General features: G+C 42.3%; 21 protein-coding genes. 11 read left to right on the forward strand and 10 right to left on the reverse strand.

Features of this window, described 5'->3' with window-relative positions:
* Nucleotides 1-89: 89 nt before the first annotated feature.
* From LNN34_RS18420 to pgsB, 4 genes are read right to left on the reverse strand one after another with little or no spacing between them, the layout of a single operon-like run.
* Entirely contained in the window at nt 90-257 is a 168-nt protein-coding gene (locus LNN34_RS18420; protein ID WP_044159572.1) for a hypothetical protein, read from the reverse strand.
* A 14-nt stretch (nt 258-271) separates the two neighbouring features.
* A complete protein-coding gene (pgsA, locus tag LNN34_RS18425; RefSeq protein ID WP_193659800.1) occupies nt 272-1414 on the reverse strand; it encodes a capsular polyglutamate synthetase PgsA in 1143 nt (380 codons plus the stop codon).
* Nucleotides 1415-1432: 18 nt separating this feature from the next.
* A complete protein-coding gene (gene pgsC / locus LNN34_RS18430; protein WP_010332116.1) occupies nt 1433-1882 on the reverse strand; it encodes a poly-gamma-glutamate biosynthesis protein PgsC in 450 nt (149 codons plus the stop codon).
* A gap of 14 nt (nt 1883-1896) precedes the next feature.
* Entirely contained in the window at nt 1897-3078 is a 1182-nt protein-coding gene (gene pgsB / locus LNN34_RS18435) for a poly-gamma-glutamate synthase PgsB (protein WP_019715925.1), read from the reverse strand.
* A gap of 802 nt (nt 3079-3880) precedes the next feature.
* Between pgsB and LNN34_RS18440 the strand changes: the two genes are divergently transcribed.
* The 8 genes from LNN34_RS18440 to LNN34_RS18475 all read left to right on the forward strand — a co-directional run bounded on the left by LNN34_RS18440 (nt 3881) and on the right by LNN34_RS18475 (nt 10641).
* Nucleotides 3881-4870 (forward strand): LacI family DNA-binding transcriptional regulator, encoded by a 990-nt coding sequence (locus LNN34_RS18440; RefSeq protein ID WP_044159578.1) that lies wholly within the window; start codon nt 3881-3883, stop codon nt 4868-4870.
* The gene (rbsK, locus tag LNN34_RS18445; RefSeq protein ID WP_059292406.1) at nt 4863-5744 is read left to right on the forward strand and encodes a ribokinase; all 882 of its coding nucleotides are present in this window, start codon (nt 4863-4865) and stop codon (nt 5742-5744) included. Before LNN34_RS18440 ends, rbsK begins: the two co-directional genes overlap by 8 nt.
* The gene (rbsD, locus tag LNN34_RS18450) at nt 5741-6136 is read left to right on the forward strand and encodes a D-ribose pyranase (protein ID WP_229044123.1); all 396 of its coding nucleotides are present in this window, start codon (nt 5741-5743) and stop codon (nt 6134-6136) included. The genes rbsK and rbsD overlap by 4 nt, the downstream gene beginning before the upstream one ends.
* A gap of 14 nt (nt 6137-6150) precedes the next feature.
* The gene (locus tag LNN34_RS18455) at nt 6151-7632 is read left to right on the forward strand and encodes a sugar ABC transporter ATP-binding protein (protein WP_229044125.1); all 1482 of its coding nucleotides are present in this window, start codon (nt 6151-6153) and stop codon (nt 7630-7632) included.
* Between the two features lies 1 nt (nt 7633).
* Entirely contained in the window at nt 7634-8605 is a 972-nt protein-coding gene (gene rbsC / locus LNN34_RS18460; protein WP_229044127.1) for an ABC transporter permease, read from the forward strand.
* A gap of 11 nt (nt 8606-8616) precedes the next feature.
* The gene (gene rbsB / locus LNN34_RS18465; RefSeq protein WP_229044129.1) at nt 8617-9534 is read left to right on the forward strand and encodes a ribose ABC transporter substrate-binding protein RbsB; all 918 of its coding nucleotides are present in this window, start codon (nt 8617-8619) and stop codon (nt 9532-9534) included.
* A gap of 108 nt (nt 9535-9642) precedes the next feature.
* Nucleotides 9643-10179 (forward strand): SH3 domain-containing protein, encoded by a 537-nt coding sequence (locus tag LNN34_RS18470; RefSeq protein WP_229044131.1) that lies wholly within the window; start codon nt 9643-9645, stop codon nt 10177-10179.
* A 165-nt stretch (nt 10180-10344) separates the two neighbouring features.
* Entirely contained in the window at nt 10345-10641 is a 297-nt protein-coding gene (locus LNN34_RS18475; protein WP_024123076.1) for a DUF3892 domain-containing protein, read from the forward strand.
* A gap of 41 nt (nt 10642-10682) precedes the next feature.
* Here LNN34_RS18475 and LNN34_RS18480 read toward each other — a convergent pair whose 3' ends face one another.
* The 3 genes from LNN34_RS18480 to alsS form a co-directional block, all read right to left on the reverse strand.
* Nucleotides 10683-11210, reverse strand: coding sequence for an NAD(P)H-dependent oxidoreductase (locus tag LNN34_RS18480; RefSeq protein WP_044159591.1), 528 nt, complete (start codon nt 11208-11210; stop codon nt 10683-10685).
* A 98-nt stretch (nt 11211-11308) separates the two neighbouring features.
* Entirely contained in the window at nt 11309-12076 is a 768-nt protein-coding gene (gene budA / locus LNN34_RS18485; protein ID WP_059335089.1) for an acetolactate decarboxylase, read from the reverse strand.
* Nucleotides 12077-12138: 62 nt separating this feature from the next.
* A complete protein-coding gene (gene alsS, locus LNN34_RS18490; protein ID WP_024123079.1) occupies nt 12139-13851 on the reverse strand; it encodes an acetolactate synthase AlsS in 1713 nt (570 codons plus the stop codon).
* Between the two features lie 157 nt (nt 13852-14008).
* Between alsS and alsR the strand changes: the two genes are divergently transcribed.
* Both alsR and LNN34_RS18500 read left to right on the forward strand, forming a co-directional pair.
* The gene (gene alsR / locus LNN34_RS18495; RefSeq protein WP_024123080.1) at nt 14009-14917 is read left to right on the forward strand and encodes an acetoin biosynthesis transcriptional regulator AlsR; all 909 of its coding nucleotides are present in this window, start codon (nt 14009-14011) and stop codon (nt 14915-14917) included.
* A 210-nt stretch (nt 14918-15127) separates the two neighbouring features.
* On the forward strand, nt 15128-16456 hold the full coding sequence (locus LNN34_RS18500; protein ID WP_082687837.1) for an arsenic transporter: 1329 nt from the start codon (nt 15128-15130) through the stop codon (nt 16454-16456).
* Between the two features lie 69 nt (nt 16457-16525).
* On the opposite strand, the gene LNN34_RS18505 is transcribed toward LNN34_RS18500, so the two are convergent.
* The 3 genes from LNN34_RS18505 to cotH all read right to left on the reverse strand — a co-directional run bounded on the left by LNN34_RS18505 (nt 16526) and on the right by cotH (nt 19651).
* Complete coding sequence (locus tag LNN34_RS18505) at nt 16526-17203, reverse strand: DUF2642 domain-containing protein (RefSeq protein WP_083244491.1); 678 nt, start codon at nt 17201-17203, stop codon at nt 16526-16528.
* Nucleotides 17204-17265: 62 nt separating this feature from the next.
* Nucleotides 17266-18435, reverse strand: a complete 1170-nt coding sequence (locus LNN34_RS18510; RefSeq protein WP_229044133.1) for a spore coat protein CotH — start codon at nt 18433-18435, stop codon at nt 17266-17268.
* A gap of 127 nt (nt 18436-18562) precedes the next feature.
* The gene (gene cotH, locus LNN34_RS18515) at nt 18563-19651 is read right to left on the reverse strand and encodes a spore coat protein CotH (RefSeq protein ID WP_059353671.1); all 1089 of its coding nucleotides are present in this window, start codon (nt 19649-19651) and stop codon (nt 18563-18565) included.
* Nucleotides 19652-19790: 139 nt separating this feature from the next.
* On the opposite strand from cotH, the gene cotG reads away from it, so the two are divergent.
* On the forward strand, nt 19791-20088 hold a 298-nt coding region (gene cotG, locus LNN34_RS18520), incomplete at its 3' end, for a spore coat protein CotG (RefSeq protein WP_411809964.1).

A 20088-nucleotide genomic window follows, 5' to 3' on the forward strand; every position in this document is an offset into this window, starting at 1 on the left:
GAATGGATATTTTAAGGAAAAATAAAGGCTGTCGAGATTTTCTCGACAGCCTGAGAATGTCTCGTAAGACATTCTCTTTTTTTTGTGTGTTATTTAGCGGCGTTTGCCGTTTCTTCCTGCTGTTGAATTTTATGAATTTCTGTATCGATTTTCTGCTTCTCCTGATCACTCAGCTGATCGTTGAATTTGAAAGCTGACATAAACATAAACACGACTGCAACGGCAACAAATGGCCAGATGGCTTTGACAAATTTCATCTTATATCACTCCATTATTTAGATTTTAGTTTGTCACTGTGATCGACATCAAAAGTCAGTTTTCCGTCTTCTACTTTCCATGCAAAATTAGAGTCTTTCGTCAGTTCGCGAATAATTGTTTTCTGTTTCAGACTGCCTTTTTTAACCGGGGCAGGTGTCGCTTCATGGATATCAATCGGCGTTACCTCAAAGTGTCCCGTTCCGTTTTTCTTCAAATGATACTGCACGAGCGCACTGTCTCTGGTTCTTGTCCAGCCTTGGTCAAACACAAAGTTCCCCAGACTGTAGAAAATGACGGTCCCGTTATAGACTTCGATCGGTTCAAGGACGTGCGGGTGATGGCCGACGATGATATCGGCACCTGCATCAGACATAGCTCTTGCCAATTGGCGCTGACGGTCATTCGGATCATTATCATACTCTTGTCCCCAGTGTGACTGTACAACTACGACATCAGCATGTTTTTTCGCTTCTGAAATCATAGGGATAAAGACTTCCGGATCTGCGGGAAGCACGCCCGGTGTATTCTTTTTAGCCGCGAAACCTTTGCCGGATACATCCGTGAATCCAAGGGTTGCGATAGTTACCCCATTTACTTCTTGATATGAGATATTCTTTTTCGCATCGCTCAAGCTGTATCCAGCCCCAACGATATCAAGGTTATGTTTCGAAAATTCCTCAAGTGTATCTTTCATGCCCTGTGCGCCGTAATCCATGGCATGGTTATTCGCGCCGTTAAGGACCGTGAAATTCATATCCTTCAGGACTTTTACGGATTCCTTGTTTGTCTGCAAATGAATTTCTTTTTCTGCTTCCTTATAGTTCTTTTTATAAGTTACCGGGTTTTCAAAGTTTCCGGCTACGTAGTCTGATGCTTTAAAGATAGGCTCAACGTATTGAAAAATACTGCTTACCCCTTTTTGTTCCGTTACTCTCTCAACATAGCGCCCCATCATAATATCGCCTACAAATGAGGCTGAAAGAACGTCATCTGAATAGGTTTTAACCTTTGGCGTCTCTGCTTTACCTGCCCACATAAAAGCAAACATGAGGACAAAAACGATCGGAATTGCGATAAATACGTGCTTATTGGTTTTCTTTTTTTGCTGTTTTGTCAGCTTCAGCAGCTTTTCATGAAAGCTCAGTTCTTTTTTCATCGTTTGACACACCTTACATTAAATTAAGTAGTAAACAAACATGATAGCAAAGGTCGCTCCGCTTAATAGCAGCGTGCTTCCGAACGTAATTGTTAATCCTTGTTTCTGAATGGTATTGGCGATTAAACCTGGCACGATAATGCCGATTCCTCGAAATTCTGCGATTTCAAATGGTACAATCGGGTATAGAAAATCAAAGGCAATTTTCAGGACGATTCCTGTGATCAGCATGGCAGCGAATTTTCTGCGTCCATACAAAATCATAAACTTGGATAAACCGAATTTCACAATGACATAGGTGAGCAAGCTGACTAATAATACGAGTAAAATAAAGACCGGCTGATTAAACACAAGTCCTAAATACCCCGGTACAACAAGCCCTGCCGGCACAATCCCTGTTTTTTCCGCAAAAATTAAACTGAGTAGTACACCTAAAATGAGTGCAATGTATAAATCTGATCCGAACATGTCTGCATTTCCTCCTAGCTTACGAGCTGCTTAACCTTATATTCGTGGATTTTTTCAATTAACGGCTCTGCGGCACCATGAATGTTGCCGACGCCATATATGACACGGTTGTGCATTCTTTTCTTTAACAATTCCATAATTTCTTCCGTTGATTTGTACTCCAGATCATGCAGTTTGTCTGCAGGAATTTTACCTTCTTCATAAGCTTTTACGATTGGTTCTGTTGTTTCACCGATTAAAATCAGTTCACTTGCTTCAATATAAGGCAATACGTCATTTGCGAATTGCTGTGTCCGATCCACACGGTCTGCGCGGCAGTTCATAATGATGATCGGATCATCGGTCGGATAACCGATTTCTTTTACACGTTTCCATATATTCAAAGTAGAAGAAGCGTCGTTTGCGGCAAACCCATTAACAAAGTGCCCAGGCTCGCTCGGACTGATCAGCGGAAGAATTCTCATTGCTCCCGGATCTGGCGGCGCATTCAGCATTCCTTTAAACGCTGTTTCTTCATCAATGCCGAGTGCTTGAGCCACACCCAATGCGAGAGAAGCATTATCAGGGAATACCATATATTCAAATTTACGAAGATATTCATCAGTAATTTTCGAGTTATCAGCAATGATGACTTTTGTGTTTCGCTCTTTGGCTTTTTGTTTAAAGAACTCGGTATATTCACTATCTGTAATGACAAGATGGCCATTATAAGGAATAGTAGCGGTAAACGCTTCCGCAATTTCATCTAGCGTCGGTCCCATGACATCCATATGGTCTTCCAGCACGTTTACGATGACACCGATATTAGCTTGAAGAAGTTCTTCCTGAAAGATAATTTGATAGTCCGGATTAACGGCCATACATTCACTGACGAGGGCGTTGGCTCCTCTTTCTACCGTTTCTCTCATGACTTCTTTTTGTTCGCCGATATTCGGTCCCTGAGGTTTCCGTTTAATCGGCTTTTCCTCCGGTGTATCCCAATAGATCATTCTTGCGTCCGTTCCTGTCGTTTTTCCGACAGTTTTGTAACCGGCTTCTATTAATATTCCGGTTGTCAGCCTTGTCACAGTGGACTTTCCTCGGATGCCGTTAATATTCACTCGAACAGGGAGGGCATCAATGTTTTTCTGATGTCGCCGTTTTTCTAATATTCCGATGACCAGTATGACAGCACAGGCTATAATGAGTAACCACATTGCTTATCGACATCTCCTTCTATATTGTTGTAAATTCATTCATCAGTATATAGAATCACTATGAATTCTCAATCGGCATTATGTAACATAATCTCCCCTAATCTACTGAGCCAAACTTCTCTTTTGAAAGAGATTTTGTACCTACAAAGTGTTTTCTATTTTTGGAAATCGACAGGACTTACATCTTATCGATTTTTTTAATACTAAAAACGAATGCGCTTTCATTTACCAAATGATTTCCTTCTGGACGTTTAGTCACGCCTTGAATGTTCAGTTTAATATGCATTTCAAATCAATCTTTTTTCCGGCCCGGTATATCAGGCTTTTGCTGATACAATGCGTGTTTCCGGTTCTTATGAACACAAAATTATTTCTGCCTGTTTCTTAAGGATAAGGTCATAATGTCATCCTTTCTGCACGGAATAGACAATATTAGGCCCATTCCAAATTGACTAATGGCCCCTGCAATAAAAACGGCAAACAAACAGGTCCAGGTTCTCTAACATAATTAAACATTTCCTGGGCGGATAGTCTAATCTGTTTTATCCTATTTACAGGTCTAAACGCATGACTTTGAAACAATTTTAATAAAACTTAATATTCGTTCATGAAATGTTCATCCAGATTTGTGAAGACTTTGTCAAAAAAAGCGTGAAGATATTTAAATTCTCATATTTATACACCATTTACAGTTCGGTTTGCTCTATCGCCATGTTTTATTTTTTTTTTTCTTATTGCCAATAACAGAATGTTCATGATAATCTATCTATGTAAACGGTTACATATATGAGGAGGAGCTGTGTTGGCTACAATTAAAGATGTCGCGGGAGCCGCGGGCGTCTCAGTTGCAACGGTCTCCCGCGTTCTGAATGACAACGGCTATGTGCATAAAGAAACGAGAATACGTGTGATGGCCGCCATGGAGAAGCTGAACTATTATCCGAACGAAGTCGCCAGGTCTCTTTATAAAAGAGAATCCAGGCTGATCGGGCTTTTGCTTCCGGACATTACAAACCCTTTCTTCCCCCAGCTTGCCCGCGGCGCGGAGGATGAATTGAACCGAGAAGGCTATCGGCTTATTTTCGGCAACAGTGACGAGGAATTAAATAAAGAACTTGAATACCTTCAAACCTTTAAACAAAATCATGTCGCAGGTATTATTGCTGCAACAAATTATCCGCATCTTGAGGAATACAGCGGCATTGATCAACCAGTCGTTTTCCTGGACAGAACACCTGAAGGCGCTCCTTCTGTATCCAGTGACGGACATACCGGAGGAAAATTAGCAGCGGAAGCAATTGTTCATGGAAAAAGCAAACACATTACGCTCCTGAAGGGCCCTGCTCACCTGCCCACTGCCCAAGACCGCTTTCACGGCGCTTTAGAGGTATTACAGCAGGCGGGTGTTGATTTTCAGATCATCGAGACGGCGTCCTTTTCTTTTAAGGATGCACAGGCACTGGCAAAGGAGCTGTTTGTCTTATATCCTGAGACAGACGGGGTAATTGCCAGTAATGACATTCAAGCAGCGGCTGTTTTGCATGAAGCTTTGCGGCGCGGGAAAAAAGTGCCCGAGGATATTCAAATTATCGGCTACGATGATATTCCCCAAAGCGAGCTGCTGTTTCCGCCGCTGTCAACGATTAAACAGCCGGCATATGACATGGGTAAAGAAGCGGCTAAACTTCTTTTGAGCATCATAAAAAAACAGCCTCTCGCAGAAACGGCGATTCAAATGCCCGTCATGTATATAAGAAGAAACACGACAAGAAAGGAAGAAAACGATGCGTAATATTTGTGTGATAGGAAGCTGTTCTATGGATTTGGTGGTCACCTCAGACAAACGCCCAAACGCGGGCGAAACCGTACTGGGTACTTCATTTCAAACTGTGCCGGGCGGTAAAGGCGCGAATCAGGCTGTTGCCGCCGCCAGACTCGGCGCCAATGTTTTTATGATTGGCAAGGTTGGTGACGATCATTATGGAACAGCCATTATGAATAATTTAAAAGCAAACGGTGTTCGCACCGACTATATGGAACCGGTTACACATAAAGAAAGCGGCACCGCCCACATCGTGCTTGCCGAAGGTGATAACAGTATTGTCGTCGTTAAAGGTGCGAATGATGAGATCACCCCATCTTATGCGATAGACGCTCTTGAAAAGCTTGAAAATATCGATATGGTTCTGATTCAGCAGGAAATCCCGGAAGAAACGGTTGATGAAGTGTGCAGATACTGCCATTCTCACGACATCCCGATCATGCTTAACCCGGCACCGGCCCGCCCGCTGAAGCAGGAAACCATTGACCATGCCACCTATCTTACGCCGAATGAACATGAGGCGGCGATCTTATTTCCGGAGCTGACGGTTTCTGCAGCATTGGCGCTTTATCCGGCAAAGCTCTTTATTACTGAAGGCAAACAAGGCGTGCGCTATTCATCCGGCAGCAAAGAGCGGATCATCCCTTCCTTCCCCGTTGAGCCTGTCGATACAACCGGGGCGGGTGATACGTTTAACGCGGCTCTTGCAGTGGCGCTGGCGGAGGAAAAAGATATTGAAGCCGCATTACGGTTCGCAAACCGCGCCGCCTCCCTATCTGTATGTTCTTTCGGCGCTCAAGGCGGGATGCCGTCCAGAAAAGAAGTAGAGGAGCTGCTGTCATGAAAAGACACGGTATACTGAACAGTCATCTTGCCAAGCTATTGGCTGACCTTGGCCATACTGACAAAATTGTCATCGCTGATGCAGGGCTTCCCGTTCCTGACGGCGTCCTGAAAATTGATCTCTCACTGAAGCCGGGTTTCCCGGCTTTCCGGGATGTAGCCGCAGTGCTGGCAGATGAAATGGCGGTTGAAAAAGTAATTGTCGCATCCGAAATAAAGGTATCCAATCCAGAGAATGCGAGTTTTATAGAAACCCTTTTTTCTGAAGAGGCAGTTGACTGCCTTCCCCACGAGGAATTTAAGGAGCTGACCAAAGAAGCTAAAGCTGTCATACGAACAGGAGAATTCACACCATACACCAACTGCATCCTGCAGGCGGGTGTGCTTTTCTAGAAAGGAGGACCGATATGCAAATCGAAATGAATGACATTCATAAAGCATTCGGAAAAAACCAGGTGCTTTCAGGTGTGTCCTTTCAGCTCAAGCCTGGCGAAGTTCACGCACTGATGGGAGAAAACGGCGCCGGCAAGTCCACCCTGATGAACATCCTGACTGGCCTGCACAAACTGGACAAAGGACGGATCACCATAAACGGTAACGAGACGTATTTCTCCAATCCGAAGGAAGCTGAGCAGCACGGAATCGCCTTCATCCATCAGGAACTGAATATCTGGCCGGACATGTCCGTACTTGAGAATCTATTTATCGGAAAAGAAATGTCAACGAAATTTGGTATTTTACAAACCAGAAAAATGAAAGCGCTAGCAAAAGAACAATTTGATAAACTGTCCGTCTCTCTTTCACTTGATCAAGAAGCGGGTGAATGTTCTGTCGGACAGCAGCAGATGATTGAAATCGCAAAAGCGCTCATGACAAATGCCGAGGTGATCATTATGGATGAACCTACCGCGGCTTTGACTGAACGGGAAATCAGCAAGCTGTTTGACGTCATTACGGCTTTAAAAAAGAACGGTGTATCCATTGTATACATCTCACATCGAATGGAAGAAATTTTTACGATTTGCGACAGAATCACCATTATGCGTGACGGAAAAACCGTTGATACAACAAACATTTCAGAAACCAATTTTGACGAGGTCGTGAAAAAAATGGTCGGACGTGAGCTGACGGAACGGTATCCTAAACGCGTCCCTTCACTCGGAGACAAAATATTCGAGGTGAAAAACGTCTCCTCAAAAGGAAGCTTTGAAGATATCAGCTTTTATGTCCGTTCCGGTGAAATTGTCGGCGTTTCCGGTTTAATGGGAGCCGGACGAACAGAAATAATGAGAGGACTGTTTGGCATTGACCGGATCGATTCGGGTGAGATTTGGATTGCAGGAAAAAAGACTGCGATTAAAAATCCGTATGATGCTGTGAAAAAAGGGCTCGGTTTTATTACGGAAAACCGCAAGGATGAAGGACTGCTGCTCGACACATCGATTCGGGAAAATATTGCGCTGCCCAATTTGTCCAGTTTTTCTCCAAAGGGCATCATTGATCACAAGCGGGAAGCAGCGTTTGTAGACCTTCTCATAAAACGCCTGACCATCAAAACGGCTTCACCAGAAACGCACGCGCGCCATTTGTCTGGCGGCAACCAGCAAAAGGTCGTGACTGCCAAATGGATCGGTATCGGCCCAAAAGTGCTCATATTGGATGAGCCGACAAGAGGCGTGGATGTGGGTGCGAAACGGGAAATCTATACGCTGATGAATGAGCTCACTGAACGCGGTGTCGGCATCATTATGGTGTCATCAGAGCTGCCGGAAATACTCGGGATGAGTGACAGAATCATCGTCGTCCATGAAGGCAGAATCAGCGGAGACATCGAAGCGCGTGAAGCGACACAAGAACGAATTATGACACTTGCCACGGGAGGGCGGTAACATGAAAACGGAACAACTGAAGCAATCAGAAAAAAAACAGATTCACTTCGATGGCATCATGCAGAAGCTCGGCCCGTTTCTCGGTTTATTTATTCTCGTTATGATCGTATCGATTTTAAACCCGAGCTTTCTTGAGCCTTTGAATATTTTAAACCTGCTTCGGCAGGTGGCGATTAACGGATTGATCGCATTCGGCATGACCTTCGTTATTTTAACTGGCGGCATTGATCTTTCTGTCGGGGCTATTCTCGCTCTGTCCAGCGCCTTAGTCGCGGGTATGATTGTATCTGGTGCCGACCCGATTCTCGCCGTCATCATAGGCTGTTTGATTGGCGCTCTTCTCGGGATGATCAACGGACTGTTAATCACAAAAGGGAAAATGGCCCCTTTTATCGCGACGCTTGCGACCATGACTGTCTTCCGCGGACTTACTCTTGTGTATACAGACGGAAACCCGATCACAGGGCTTGGCACTAACTATGCCTTTCAGCTGTTCGGCCGCGGTTATTTCTTAGGAATTCCAGTACCTGCAATTACAATGGTTCTCGCCTTTGTTATCCTTTGGGTGCTGCTACACAAAACGCCGTTCGGGCGCCGGACATACGCAATTGGCGGCAATGAAAAAGCGGCACTCATCTCAGGCATAAAAGTCACACGTGTAAAAGTCATAATTTATGCTTTAGCCGGTCTATTATCCGCCCTTGCCGGCGCGATTTTGACTTCCCGTCTCCACTCGGCACAGCCGACAGCTGGAGAATCATATGAACTGGATGCCATCGCAGCGGTTGTCTTAGGCGGAACGAGTCTTTCCGGGGGCCGCGGGCGCATTGTCGGAACGTTAATCGGGGTGCTGATTATCGGCACACTCAATAACGGACTCAACCTGCTTGGCGTCTCATCATTTTATCAGCTGGTTGTTAAAGGGATTGTCATTTTAATCGCGGTATTATTAGACCGCAAAAAGTCAGCATAGGAGGGTTTTACATGAAAAAGGCTGTATCCGTCATTTTGACGCTGTCACTGTTTGTATTGAGCGCCTGTTCGCTTGAGCCTCCCCAATGGGCGAAGCCGTCAAACTCAGATAAGAAAAAGGAATTTACCATCGGCTTGTCGATCTCAACGCTTAACAATCCCTTTTTTGTTTCTTTAAAAAAGGGAATTGAAAAAGAAGCGGAAAAGCGCGGAATGAAGGTCATCATCGTCGATGCACAAAATGATTCCTCCAAGCAGACAAGTGATGTGGAGGACTTAATTCAGCAAGGCGTTGATGCCCTGTTAATCAATCCAACTGATTCTTCGGCTATTTCAACGGCAGTAGAGTCTGCAAATTCGATTGGTGTGCCTGTCGTCTCAATCGACCGGTCCGCTGAACAAGGCAAAATAGAAACCCTCGTGGCTTCAGACAATGTAAAAGGCGGAGAAATGGCCGCAGAGTTCATCGCAGACAAGCTTGGAAAAGGTGCTAAGGTGGCGGAGCTTGAAGGCGTTCCGGGTGCCTCCGCTACACGGGAGCGCGGTTCAGGCTTTCACAAAATCGCAGATCAAAAGCTGGATGTTGTCACAAAACAATCAGCTGACTTTGACCGCACTAAAGGCCTGACTGTCATGGAAAATCTGCTCCAAGGACACCCGGATATCCAAGCGGTTTTCGCTCATAATGATGAAATGGCGCTTGGAGCTCTCGAAGCAATTAACAGCTCCGGCAAAGATATTTTAGTCGTCGGTTTTGACGGAAATAAGGATGCGATTTCTTCGATTAAAGACGGTAAGCTCTCAGCCACTGTCGCTCAGCAGCCTGAATTGATCGGTAAACTGGCAACGGAAGCAGCGGATCAGATTTTACATGGAAAGAAAGTTAAGAAAACAATATCAGCACCTCTGAAACTGGAAACGAAAAAATAATGCAAAGGATCAGATCTTTATCTGATCCTTTTTTATGTTTAGCAACCGGCCAAAACGTGAAAGGAATAATAGAAATGATTATTTCTCTTATGTGAGGAGAGGAACGCAATGAACAAACCCACGAAAATACTGTCTACACTTGCACTTGCAGCCGGAATAACTGCGGCTTCTGCCGGCGGCGCAAACACAATTCATGCACAACAGCCAGAAACAAACGTAAGCATTGATGATTTATACAGCTATCCGATTGATTCCTACTTGGTTTCAGCAGAGGCTCTGAATGTCAGAACAAAGGCCTCCGCTACAAGCTCTAAAGCCGACACCCTTCATCTGGGCGACAGCTTAAAGCTCATTTCGTTTTCAAACGCTGATTGGGCAAAGGTTCATTACAAAAACGGAAAGACAGGCTTTGTCTCCACTCATTACATTGTAAAGGCAGCAACAACGGTAAAAACCAAAACAAAGACGAAAGCATATACATCCGCTGAAGGAAAAAGCATCAAGACACTCCCGGCTAACACAAGCGTATCTTTTTTAGGCTGGAGTAAAACAAAAAAAGGCGGCTTTGACTTTGATTGGGTCTATGCAGATTACGGCGGTAAGACAGGTTATATCAAAACAAAGGACCTGCAGATGACAAAATAACCGAAAGGGATTCCGTTTACAGAACGGAATCCCTTTTTTCTTCGCTAATGATGGATTGAATTGTCGCATTCAAAATATTTCTCAGGAAATATTGTCGTATGCCGTGTCGAAACCTATACATGATCAACAGCATTTTTGTTTACGTTAAAGGATGGAGGTGGAAAAATGGATCAATTTGAAGCTGCATATGAATCGTATAAATCCAAACAAACAAATATCGATCAGCCAGTTGATACGTCCGGAAAAGAAGAAATTATCGCGGTCAGAAGAAATGAGGAAGACAATATTATCGCGGTGAAAACGAACACAGGAAGAGAACTGGACTATCCCACTGCGCTATCAGAAGCAAAAGCGGGAAAGATCGCTCACGTTGATGTATTTCATAAATACGGACGTGACATTTTACGAAGTGAACCAGACGGCATAAAGGATAATAACCTATCTGAATTACCCGATTTTTAATAGAGAAAGCCCTGTCCCATTCCGGACAGGGCTTTTCTTTTTTAAGAAAAAGGCTGCTGGATATAATCAGCTAACCGTTTTGCACTGATCGCAATATCCTCAGCATTTGCGTATTTCACGCCATAAAACACATATGGCGGGAGATAAGTCATGCCAATCAGATTGCTTGTCGCCTGAAACGGCTTCAGGAGCTCACTGATTGAATAATGATTCCCTCCGCCCGCCTGATACTTTTCCGCTTCGCTTCCTGTGGAAACAGCCAGCATCAGCTCTTTGCCATGCAGAGCTTTCCCTTCTGACCCGAAAGCCCAGCCGTATGTCAGCACAAGATCCTGCCATTTTTTAAGAAGCGGCGGAGAGCTGTACCAATAAAGCGGGAATTGGAACACAATGCGATCGTATTGCTCGCACAGCTGCTGCTCTTTGGCAACATCAATGGCTTCATCCGGATATTCCTTATAAAGCTCCCGTACAGTGATATTGTCATGTTTACTTAATTCCTCTGCCCACGCCTTATTGACGACTGAGGTTTCCATTTGAGGATGAACAGCCAAAACCAGTATTTTCAATGAGACCCACACCTTTATCATTTTAATGTTATTTTAACTAAAATCAGGTAAAGTGCCAAATAAAAAGCAAGCCCTGCACATGTGCGGGCTTGCTTTTTTTATTCTGGGCTTCCTTCAGTCGTTTCGATATCTTTGGCGAAATCCGGGTTATCCAGATTGGCATTAAAGAAATCTGCTGTATTTGGAAGTCTGAGATTCATGTTCATTTTTTGAGAAATCGTAACCGTGCAATCCTCAAGCACATAATCAAAGACGTGTCCGCCTGAATTTCGTCCTTCGTCAATGAAGTGCAGGTGATAGCCAGAAACGGCGATTCCGTTCGCATAAGCAGGAGTCAAGAAACCAACGATTGTGCCTCTGATGTTGTCGAAGTTGAAAATCGGCTGTGTTTTGACCGCTTCAATCATTGGCACATATGGTTTTTCTTGCAGTTCCACCGTTCTTGTCTGCACTTTTTTAAACAATCCGTCAATACGGATGGCATAAAATAGGTTTTTACTTGGCAGAATGCTGTTGATTTCTTTTTCAAATTCTTCACGTGTCATTTTCGCATCAATTTTGTGCGTCATATCCGGTGTAAAGAACGTAAATGAGCAAAACGGAGAGCGGTCCCCGCTTTGCACAGGTGTCGCAGTGCCGTCGGAACGAAGACGGTAAAATTCGCCGTCAAAGCCAATCAGCTCTCCATCAAGCTTGTTAAAGGTACCGATACCGAAGTCCCCGTATTTCGGAATATCTGACAGTTCAAAATCGCCATCATATACTCCGTCTAAAAGAGAAGTCATTGTTGATACTTGATAAATTTGGCTAACGGGCTGTTCTTTTTTGCCGCGGCTCAGCATTTGAATGTTGCTTTCTTGTTTCATATTCCCTTCACTCCTTTAGTAATGTGCTGTTCTTCGAAAACAGTGTCTTGGTGCGCAGAGTGCTAGAGAGCTTTTGTTTTCATCAGTTCTCCAAATTCTTTTGGGAGCTTGTCACTCGCTAAATTAACGTTATCACTGTAGTCAACTGGGACATCAATGATAACAGGGCCTTCAGCATTCATGGCTTGACGCAGAACATCTTCCAGCTGGTCTGGTGATTCGACACGCAAACCGGTTGCCCCGAAGCTTTCCGCATATTTCACGATATCGATGTTTCCGAACTCGACTGCAGATGTACGATTGTATTTTTTCAATTGCTGGAATGCAACCATGTCATATGTGCTGTCGTTCCATACAAGGTGTACAATTGGAGCTTTTAAGCGCACCGCTGTCTCTAACTCCATTGCCGAGAATAAGAAACCGCCGTCACCAGAGACAGAAACGACTTTTTCTCCCGGTTTCACCAATGAAGCACCGATTGCCCACGGAAGCGCAACACCAAGTGTTTGCATACCGTTACTGATCATTAATGTTAACGGCTCATAGCTGCGGAAATAACGGGACATCCAAATCGCGTGTGAACCGATATCGCATGTCACTGTGACGTTATCATCGACTGCATTTCGTAATGCTTTAACGATTTCAAGAGGATGCAGTCTGTCTGACTTCCAATCTGCAGGCACCTGCTCTCCCTCATGCATATATTCTTTTAGATCAGAAAGGATTTTTTGCTCACGTTCCGCAAAATCCACTTTTACAGCATCATGTTCGATATGATCCAAAGTAGATGGGATATCCCCGATCAATTCAAGCTCAGGCTGGTAAGCATGATCAATGTCAGCCAGAATCTCATCCAGATGGATAATCGTCCGGTCTCCATTGACATTCCAGAATTTCGGATCGTATTCAATTGGGTCATAGCCGATTGTCAGAACAACATCAGCCTGCTCAAGCAGCAGATCGCCCGGCTGGTTGCGGAATAAACCGATACGGCCGAAATATTGATCCTCTAACTCTCTTGTAAGAGTCCCGGCAGCCTGATATGTTTCTACGAATGGAAGCTGAACCTTTTTCAAAAGCTTGCGAACCGCTTTAATCGCTTCAGGTCTTCCGCCTTTCATTCCGACTAAAACAACAGGAAGTTTTGCTGTTTGGATTTTTGCGATAGCCGCACTGATTGCATCATCTGGTGCAGGGCCCAGTTTTGGCGCTGCCACTGCACGCACGTTTTTGGTGTTTGTGACTTCATTCACAACATCTTGCGGAAAGCTCACAAAAGCGGCCCCAGCCTGACCTGCTGACGCTGCTCTAAATGCATTTGTAACAGCTTCCGGTATGTTTTTTACGTCTTGAACCTCTACACTGTATTTTGTAATCGACTGAAATAACGCCGCATTATCCAATGATTGATGAGTCCGTTTTAAACGATCGGCACGGATAACGTTCCCAGCAAGCGCAACGACAGGGTCACCTTCAGTGTTTGCAGTCAGCAGTCCCGTTGCCAGGTTAGAAGCACCCGGTCCTGATGTGACTAAAACGACTCCCGGTTTTCCAGTTAAACGGCCTACAGCCTGCGCCATAAATGCCGCATTTTGTTCATGCCGTGCAACAATGATCTCAGGCCCTTTATCTTGTAAAGCGTCAAATACCGCATCAATTTTTGCACCTGGAATGCCAAATACATGTGTGACACCTTGCTCCACTAAGCAATCAACAACAAGCTCCGCCCCTCTGTTTTTCACAAGGGATTTTTGTTCTTTTGTTGCTTTTGTCAACACCCTCACTCCTTATTATGCATTTTAAACATAAAAATTTAAATAAATCTTGTGATACGTTTCACTATACACTCTTTGGAAATTGACCTCCAATATCAATTCGACTTATGATTAATATGTATTACGAATTATTAACCTAAGAAAGGAATGCATATTGATGGAGCTTCGCCACCTTCAATACTTTATCGCAGTTGCCGAAGAGCTTCATTTCGGGAAAGCTGCGCTTCGGCTGAACATGACACAGCCTCCTCTCAGCCAGCAGATCAAACAGCTGGAGAAAGAAGTCGGGGTGACGCTTCTGAAGAGGACAAAACGATTTGTGGAGCTAACCGCAGCCGGAGAAATATTTTTAAATCACTGCCGCACGGCTTTGATGCAAATTGATCAAGCGATTGAATTGGCACAGCGGACGGCTCGCGGCGAGCACGGCCATCTCGTTATCGGTTTTGTCGGATCAGCTACATATGAATTTCTGCCGCCGATTGTCCGGGAATATCGTAAAAAATTCCCATCAGTAAAAATAGAATTACGTGAAATATCCTCGTTTAGGCAGCAAGAGGAGCTGCTAAAGGGCAACATTGATATTGGTATACTTCATCCTCCTTTACAGCACACAGCATTGCATACTGAAATTGCCCAAAGCAGCCCTTGTGTTTTAGCTTTGCCTAAACAACACCCGTTAACATCTAAGGAAGCCATTACAATTGAAGATTTGAGAGATGAACCGATTATTACTGTAGCCAAGGAAGCATGGCCTACTTTATACATTGATTTCATCCAATTTTGTGAGCAGGCTGGCTTTAAGCCAAATATTGTACAAGAAGCGACTGAATATCAAATGGTAATTGGATTAGTCAGCGCCGGCATCGGGATTACATTTGTACCTTCCTCAGCTAAAAAATTATTTAACTTGGATGTGACTTATCGAACAATAGATAAAATACAGCTGAATGCCGAATGGGTTATCGCCTATCGCAAAGACAATCAAAATCCGCTTTTGAAGCAATTTATTAATATTTCAAATTGTCAGCAGTTAAGAACTAAAGAGAGTGATGCAAGTACCTGAAATGATACTTGCAAACTCTTTTTTCTTTTGGGATTCTCATGGAATTTTAATTAATATAATATAATCGCTTAGTACAACTTCATATCAGTATACGTATACATACAGTACAAATAGTTGGCAAGGATACTAGTAAGCGCATGACAATCGTTTGATTTTAGAATGATAGATAGAGAGGTGAAATATATTACACAGTTCACGAGTATATTAACATTGCTCGCTTTTTTCATAACAATGATTTTTATTTTCTGGAGGCCGAAAGGATTAAATGAAGCTATTCCCGCGACAATAGGCGCTTTAATGGTGTTATTATGCGGAAGTGTGTCATTGACCGACTTAGGAGAAATAGGATCAAAAGTCACGGGTGCATCGGTCACAATTCTTGCCACTATGATCATGGCCATTGCATTAGAAAGTTTCGGATTCTTTTATTGGGTGGCTGCAAAGCTGCTCCAACAATCCAGGGGATCAGGCATCAAGCTTTTTTGGTTAACCAATTCACTTTGCTTTTTAATGACCATTTTCCTAAATAATGATGGGAGCGTTTTGATCACAACCCCCATCCTTTTGCTGGTTTTAAAATATTTAGGTTTGAAAAAACATCAAAAAACCCCTTATTTAATAAGCGGCGTTTTAATAGCTACAGCCTCCAGCGCACCGATCGGCGTAAGTAATATTGTAAATTTAATTTCTCTCAAAATGATTGGAATGGATCTATACCTGCACACTGCCATGATGTTTGTCCCTAGTATGATGGGACTCATTTTTATGGCTTGCCTACTGTTTATTTTCTTTTATAAACGTCTTCCTAAAAGCCTGCCAGATATACCGAACCATTTTCAGTCTCTGCGACACAGAAGGTACCATCCCCTTCATTCGCCATCAGCTCCGATAACGGAACGAAATCAAACAAAGATAATGTTATTTGTACTCGCATTTGTTTTTCTCGTCAGAATCAGCTTATTTGCCGCGTCATATACCGGTATCTCCGTTCCTCTTGTCGCTGTCATCGGATCGATTATCCTTTTGGCCTGGAGATGGGTTTATTTCAAAACCTCTCCCAGGGACTTGTTCTTCAAGGCACCTTGGCACATTTTTATTTTTGCTTTTACTATGTATGTCCTCATTTATGGACTGCATAATATAGGATTCACTGAGTTACTTGTGAGTCATTTCGAACCTGTGGTTTCTGGAAGCCTCGCCCATGCTACTTTCGCGTCTGGTATCTCTACCTCAATTTTTTCAAATCTATTTAACAACCATCCAGCTTTAATGATCAGTACTTTTACCTTAACAGAAATGAGCCTGAATCCATCAACAGCAAAAATCATCTACTTGGCAAATATTATCGGCAGTGATATCGGTTCCTTATTATTACCTATAGGAACATTAGCAACACTTATTTGGATGCATATTTTAAAACAGCATGATGAAAGTATTTCTTGGGGCGAATATTTAAAAACGACCATTTTAATCATTCCGCTGACTGTTCTTTTTACGTTAACATGTTTATATTTTTGGATCAGTTGGTTATTTCTTTAGCAGTGTATGAAATAAAAAACTGCCTTCTGCTATTTATTCGAGGGCAGTTTATTTTCAGTATAGGCTACGCTAGGGGAGATGCATTGTCTTTAGATGATTTAACTTCCAAATGATTGACTTTCCACTTGCGTTAATCAGCTCAATGATATTATTAGATACATCTTTTAACAGACCGACTTTTTCTGGCACTTCCCCCATATCAAATATAACCAATTGGCCAACATATTTTTTGATCTGCTCCTCAAAATTACGTACAAGTGAAACACTGGAAGGTACGACAGGCAATTGAGAGTTGTCAAGAGTGTACGGCGTTTGCTCTGTTGAATAAGGGGTAAACCACTTTAAGTGATGCATAGATATGAAAAGTGTTTTAAATACAGGTGAAAAAAATACAATATAATCATTTAAAACACTTGTAACATATCCATGTATCGACCGATCCCCAGTTACATAAACTTCAATAAATTTGCCTTTCACATTGTTTAATGTGTTTCTGTAAGAAAAACTATTATTTTCCGCCTGCATTATTGTATCTTCCGGTTCTCTTAAAATTGGTTTCTCAGTATTAGTATTTATTATTGCTTTGTTCATTTGATGGAGATGCAGCAAGGGAATATAAAGATAATTGCAGCCATTAAATATAACAAAAATATCATGTCCAATATCTATAAGTGTGCCAACAAATCTTGTATCTCCTGAAATGACAACATCAACATCTGTGTCAAGAAATTGATTCAAACCTTTCACCATTCTCCCCCTTTAATTGAATGAAAAAGGGCATCACTTTATTGATGCACCTTCATTATCTATTAAAATTTGCGCTTCCAATGATAGTCTATCGTTTTGACAATCGTTTCATAGCTATAATCTTCCTTTTGGCTTTCGGTGCTATGATAATCTGAAGATCTTGGTGACCAATATGATTTGGATGAACTTTTGGTGTCTGATGAACAATCATATTTTGACGATTGATAATCTGAAGATCTTGATGACCGATATGATTTGGATGAACTTTTGGCGCCTGATGAACGATCATATTTTGATGATTGATAATCTGAAGATCTTGATGACCGATATGGTTTGGACGAGCTTTTGGTGCCTGATGAACGATCATATTTTGATGATTGATAATCTGAAGATCTCGGTGACCGTTTATTTGATTTGGACGAACTTGATGAGCTATATGATTTTGAAGAGGTTAACGAGCTACTGTCCCCCTCTTTTTCTTGTTTTTGGTCTATATCATTTTTGCTTTCTTCTTTATCATCATGTTCTTTCTTTTGATCGCCTTTTTTGTAAGAGCCTTTTGGGCCTAAGCTGATGCTCTTGATATGAAAAGGATATATGCGAAGCACTTCTTGATTTTTCACTAAAGTATAATGACCATCCGCATTATCTACGAGGATACCTTCAATTGCTTCTGGTCCTCCTCGATTAATCGAAACCCATTTATGAGTTAAACTCTTAAAAACTTCGTTTAGGTTATCAGCTTCCAAGACACTTGGCGTATGTCCTTCTTTATTTAAAGCGGACTCATGTTTACTTATGCTTTTGATGTGATGAATATTAAAATAAACTACTCCATCCTCATTTGTGTCTAACGCAGCGTAATCATCTCCTAGCCATACCAAACTTCCTTTTTTAGATTCCGGACCGCCTTGATTTAATTGAACGGATTGGTTCATTAATTGTCCGATTAAGCTGTGAAAATCATCAGCGTCAGCCATTTCTGCCGTCTCAATTGTTGTTGTGCTATTATTGGTATCCTCTGTAATACTTTTTACATGATCCAATTGATAATAAATGGTTTTTTTTTCAGTTTGCAAAGCGATATAATCTGATTTTACAGCTACCAATTTTCCTTTTTTAGATTCGGGACCTCCTCGATATACAGTGACAATTTTATCTTGCATTGAATGCAAAAAATGATAATAAGATATATCATGATTTGAATGATTTTTCATTCTCCTCTTGCTCATTCATTACCCTCCTAGTCATTTATACATAGATGATAAATATATTGCATATATACGTGTCACAGTTATTTCTTGAACTAATTCAATAGCCTAATTGTCTGTTTTTCAGCGAATACCTATAATCATGGATTCACAAAATACTTAAATTGCTGTTGATGTATTGTGAACGATTTTTAATATACTCAAAAATCACTTCCGGCTCACGGTCAAAACGTTCAATATCACTTTTTTTATATGGGTCCATCAGGACAAACGGCCTAATTTGATCATAAAGCGCCAATATTTTTGGTTTCATATATTCAATTGTAAAGAGAGATTGGAGCGTTTTTTCTAGGAGATGCTTATAGGATTTACGAAATTCGGGTTCATCCAAAATGCGGGCGGTTAATGTATTAAACCCTTGAATTCTTACATAATCTGCAGCCATCCGCTCTCCATGGATATCCCTGCCCCAGGTGGCATCATAGTCCCAAGGAATCACTTCAAATAATCCGGTTTCCCCGCTTCTGTACAAAGCGTAATTGTGGACAAACCCGTCATAGTTTGAGGTGAACACAATGCCGGCCAGCCAGCGCAAATACTTATCGATATTCACATGCTTTGTCACTTCTGATTTAAATTGAGCTTTCGGGACAGTATTAATTTTAAAGATCATATCCTGTAAATAAAAATCATCTTCCTCAGTCCCTGTCTTCTTTTCATACCCATGCTCAAGCGACTTCTTCGTATCCCTCTCCAAATCACTCACGAGAGAAAAATTAGCATCATCGTCAACCGCGTAAAAAACTGCTCCGTCCGCCAGCTTCCTTTTCGCTAAATAATATTCATCGACGGATTCAAGCTCAAGATACACTCCTTCATTCTTCCCATTTATCTTTAAAAACACAAATTCTGCCCTTGGAGACAGCGTGCCCAGCTCTGAGAAAAAATCGAGAGACAATTTGTTTCTTATCATGGAAGGATCTTTATATTCCGCATTCAAGTGAACCTCGCGGGCGCCGCGAAATGTTTTCGGCTGATAATAGGAAATATGGTACGACTTCTTTTTGAAATCTCTAATATGAGATCCGCGATAAGCGATGTCGATATCAAATCTTTTCTGATTCACTTTCAGCACAGCCGGAACCGGTTCATCGTCCCATATATCCTTTTTTAATTCCCGTAAGTCTTTTGGATGAATAAACAGCTGATACAGAGGCAAATTTGATTGATTCTTCATCCGTAGTCCCCCTTCAAAATTAGGCTTTTATTTTTGTGAGATCTCAGCGGAACACTTATACACTTTTTACAATCCTGCGTACTATGTGTGTAGTAAGGATCTTCATCCTTAAAAACAATTAAAAAAAGGAGGATTTCAATTGGGCCACTATTCCCATTCTGATATCAAAGAAGCGGTGAAATCCGCAAAAAAAGAAGGTTTAAAAACTTATTTATACCAAGAGCCTCGTGGAAAAAAACGCAGTCATAAAAAGTCGCACCGCTCACACAAGAAATCTCGCAGCCATAAAAAATCGTACCGCTCACACAAGAAATCTCGCAGCCATAAAAAATCTTACTGCTCACACAAGAAATCTCGCAGCCATAAAAAATCTTACTGCTCTCACAAGAAATCTCGCAGCCATAAAAAATCTTACTGCTCTCACAAGAAATCTCGCA

Origin of the sequence: Bacillus sp. AF23, assembly GCF_020861455.1 — a bacterium.
In the GTDB taxonomy this organism is placed as follows: domain Bacteria; phylum Bacillota; class Bacilli; order Bacillales; family Bacillaceae; genus Bacillus; species Bacillus halotolerans.

Bases quoted from the DNA above. Each gene is read 5' to 3' on its own strand.
- LNN34_RS18420 (WP_044159572.1), bottom strand. From the start codon at position 257: ATGAAATTTGTCAAAGCCATCTGGCCATTTGTTGCCGTTGCAGTCGTG.
- pgsA (WP_193659800.1), bottom strand. From the start codon at position 1,414: ATGAAAAAAGAACTGAGCTTTCATGAAAAGCTGCTGAAGCTGACAAAA.
- pgsC (WP_010332116.1), bottom strand. From the start codon at position 1,882: ATGTTCGGATCAGATTTATACATTGCACTCATTTTAGGTGTACTACTC.
- pgsB (WP_019715925.1), bottom strand. From the start codon at position 3,078: ATGTGGTTACTCATTATAGCCTGTGCTGTCATACTGGTCATCGGAATA.
- rbsK (WP_059292406.1), top strand. From the start codon at position 4,863: ATGCGTAATATTTGTGTGATAGGAAGCTGTTCTATGGATTTGGTGGTC.
- rbsD (WP_229044123.1), top strand. From the start codon at position 5,741: ATGAAAAGACACGGTATACTGAACAGTCATCTTGCCAAGCTATTGGCT.
- LNN34_RS18455 (WP_229044125.1), top strand. From the start codon at position 6,151: ATGCAAATCGAAATGAATGACATTCATAAAGCATTCGGAAAAAACCAG.
- rbsC (WP_229044127.1), top strand. From the start codon at position 7,634: ATGAAAACGGAACAACTGAAGCAATCAGAAAAAAAACAGATTCACTTC.
- rbsB (WP_229044129.1), top strand. From the start codon at position 8,617: ATGAAAAAGGCTGTATCCGTCATTTTGACGCTGTCACTGTTTGTATTG.
- LNN34_RS18470 (WP_229044131.1), top strand. From the start codon at position 9,643: ATGAACAAACCCACGAAAATACTGTCTACACTTGCACTTGCAGCCGGA.
- LNN34_RS18475 (WP_024123076.1), top strand. From the start codon at position 10,345: ATGGATCAATTTGAAGCTGCATATGAATCGTATAAATCCAAACAAACA.
- budA (WP_059335089.1), bottom strand. From the start codon at position 12,076: ATGAAACAAGAAAGCAACATTCAAATGCTGAGCCGCGGCAAAAAAGAA.
- alsR (WP_024123080.1), top strand. From the start codon at position 14,009: ATGGAGCTTCGCCACCTTCAATACTTTATCGCAGTTGCCGAAGAGCTT.
- LNN34_RS18510 (WP_229044133.1), bottom strand. From the start codon at position 18,435: ATGAGCAAGAGGAGAATGAAAAATCATTCAAATCATGATATATCTTAT.
- cotH (WP_059353671.1), bottom strand. From the start codon at position 19,651: ATGAAGAATCAATCAAATTTGCCTCTGTATCAGCTGTTTATTCATCCA.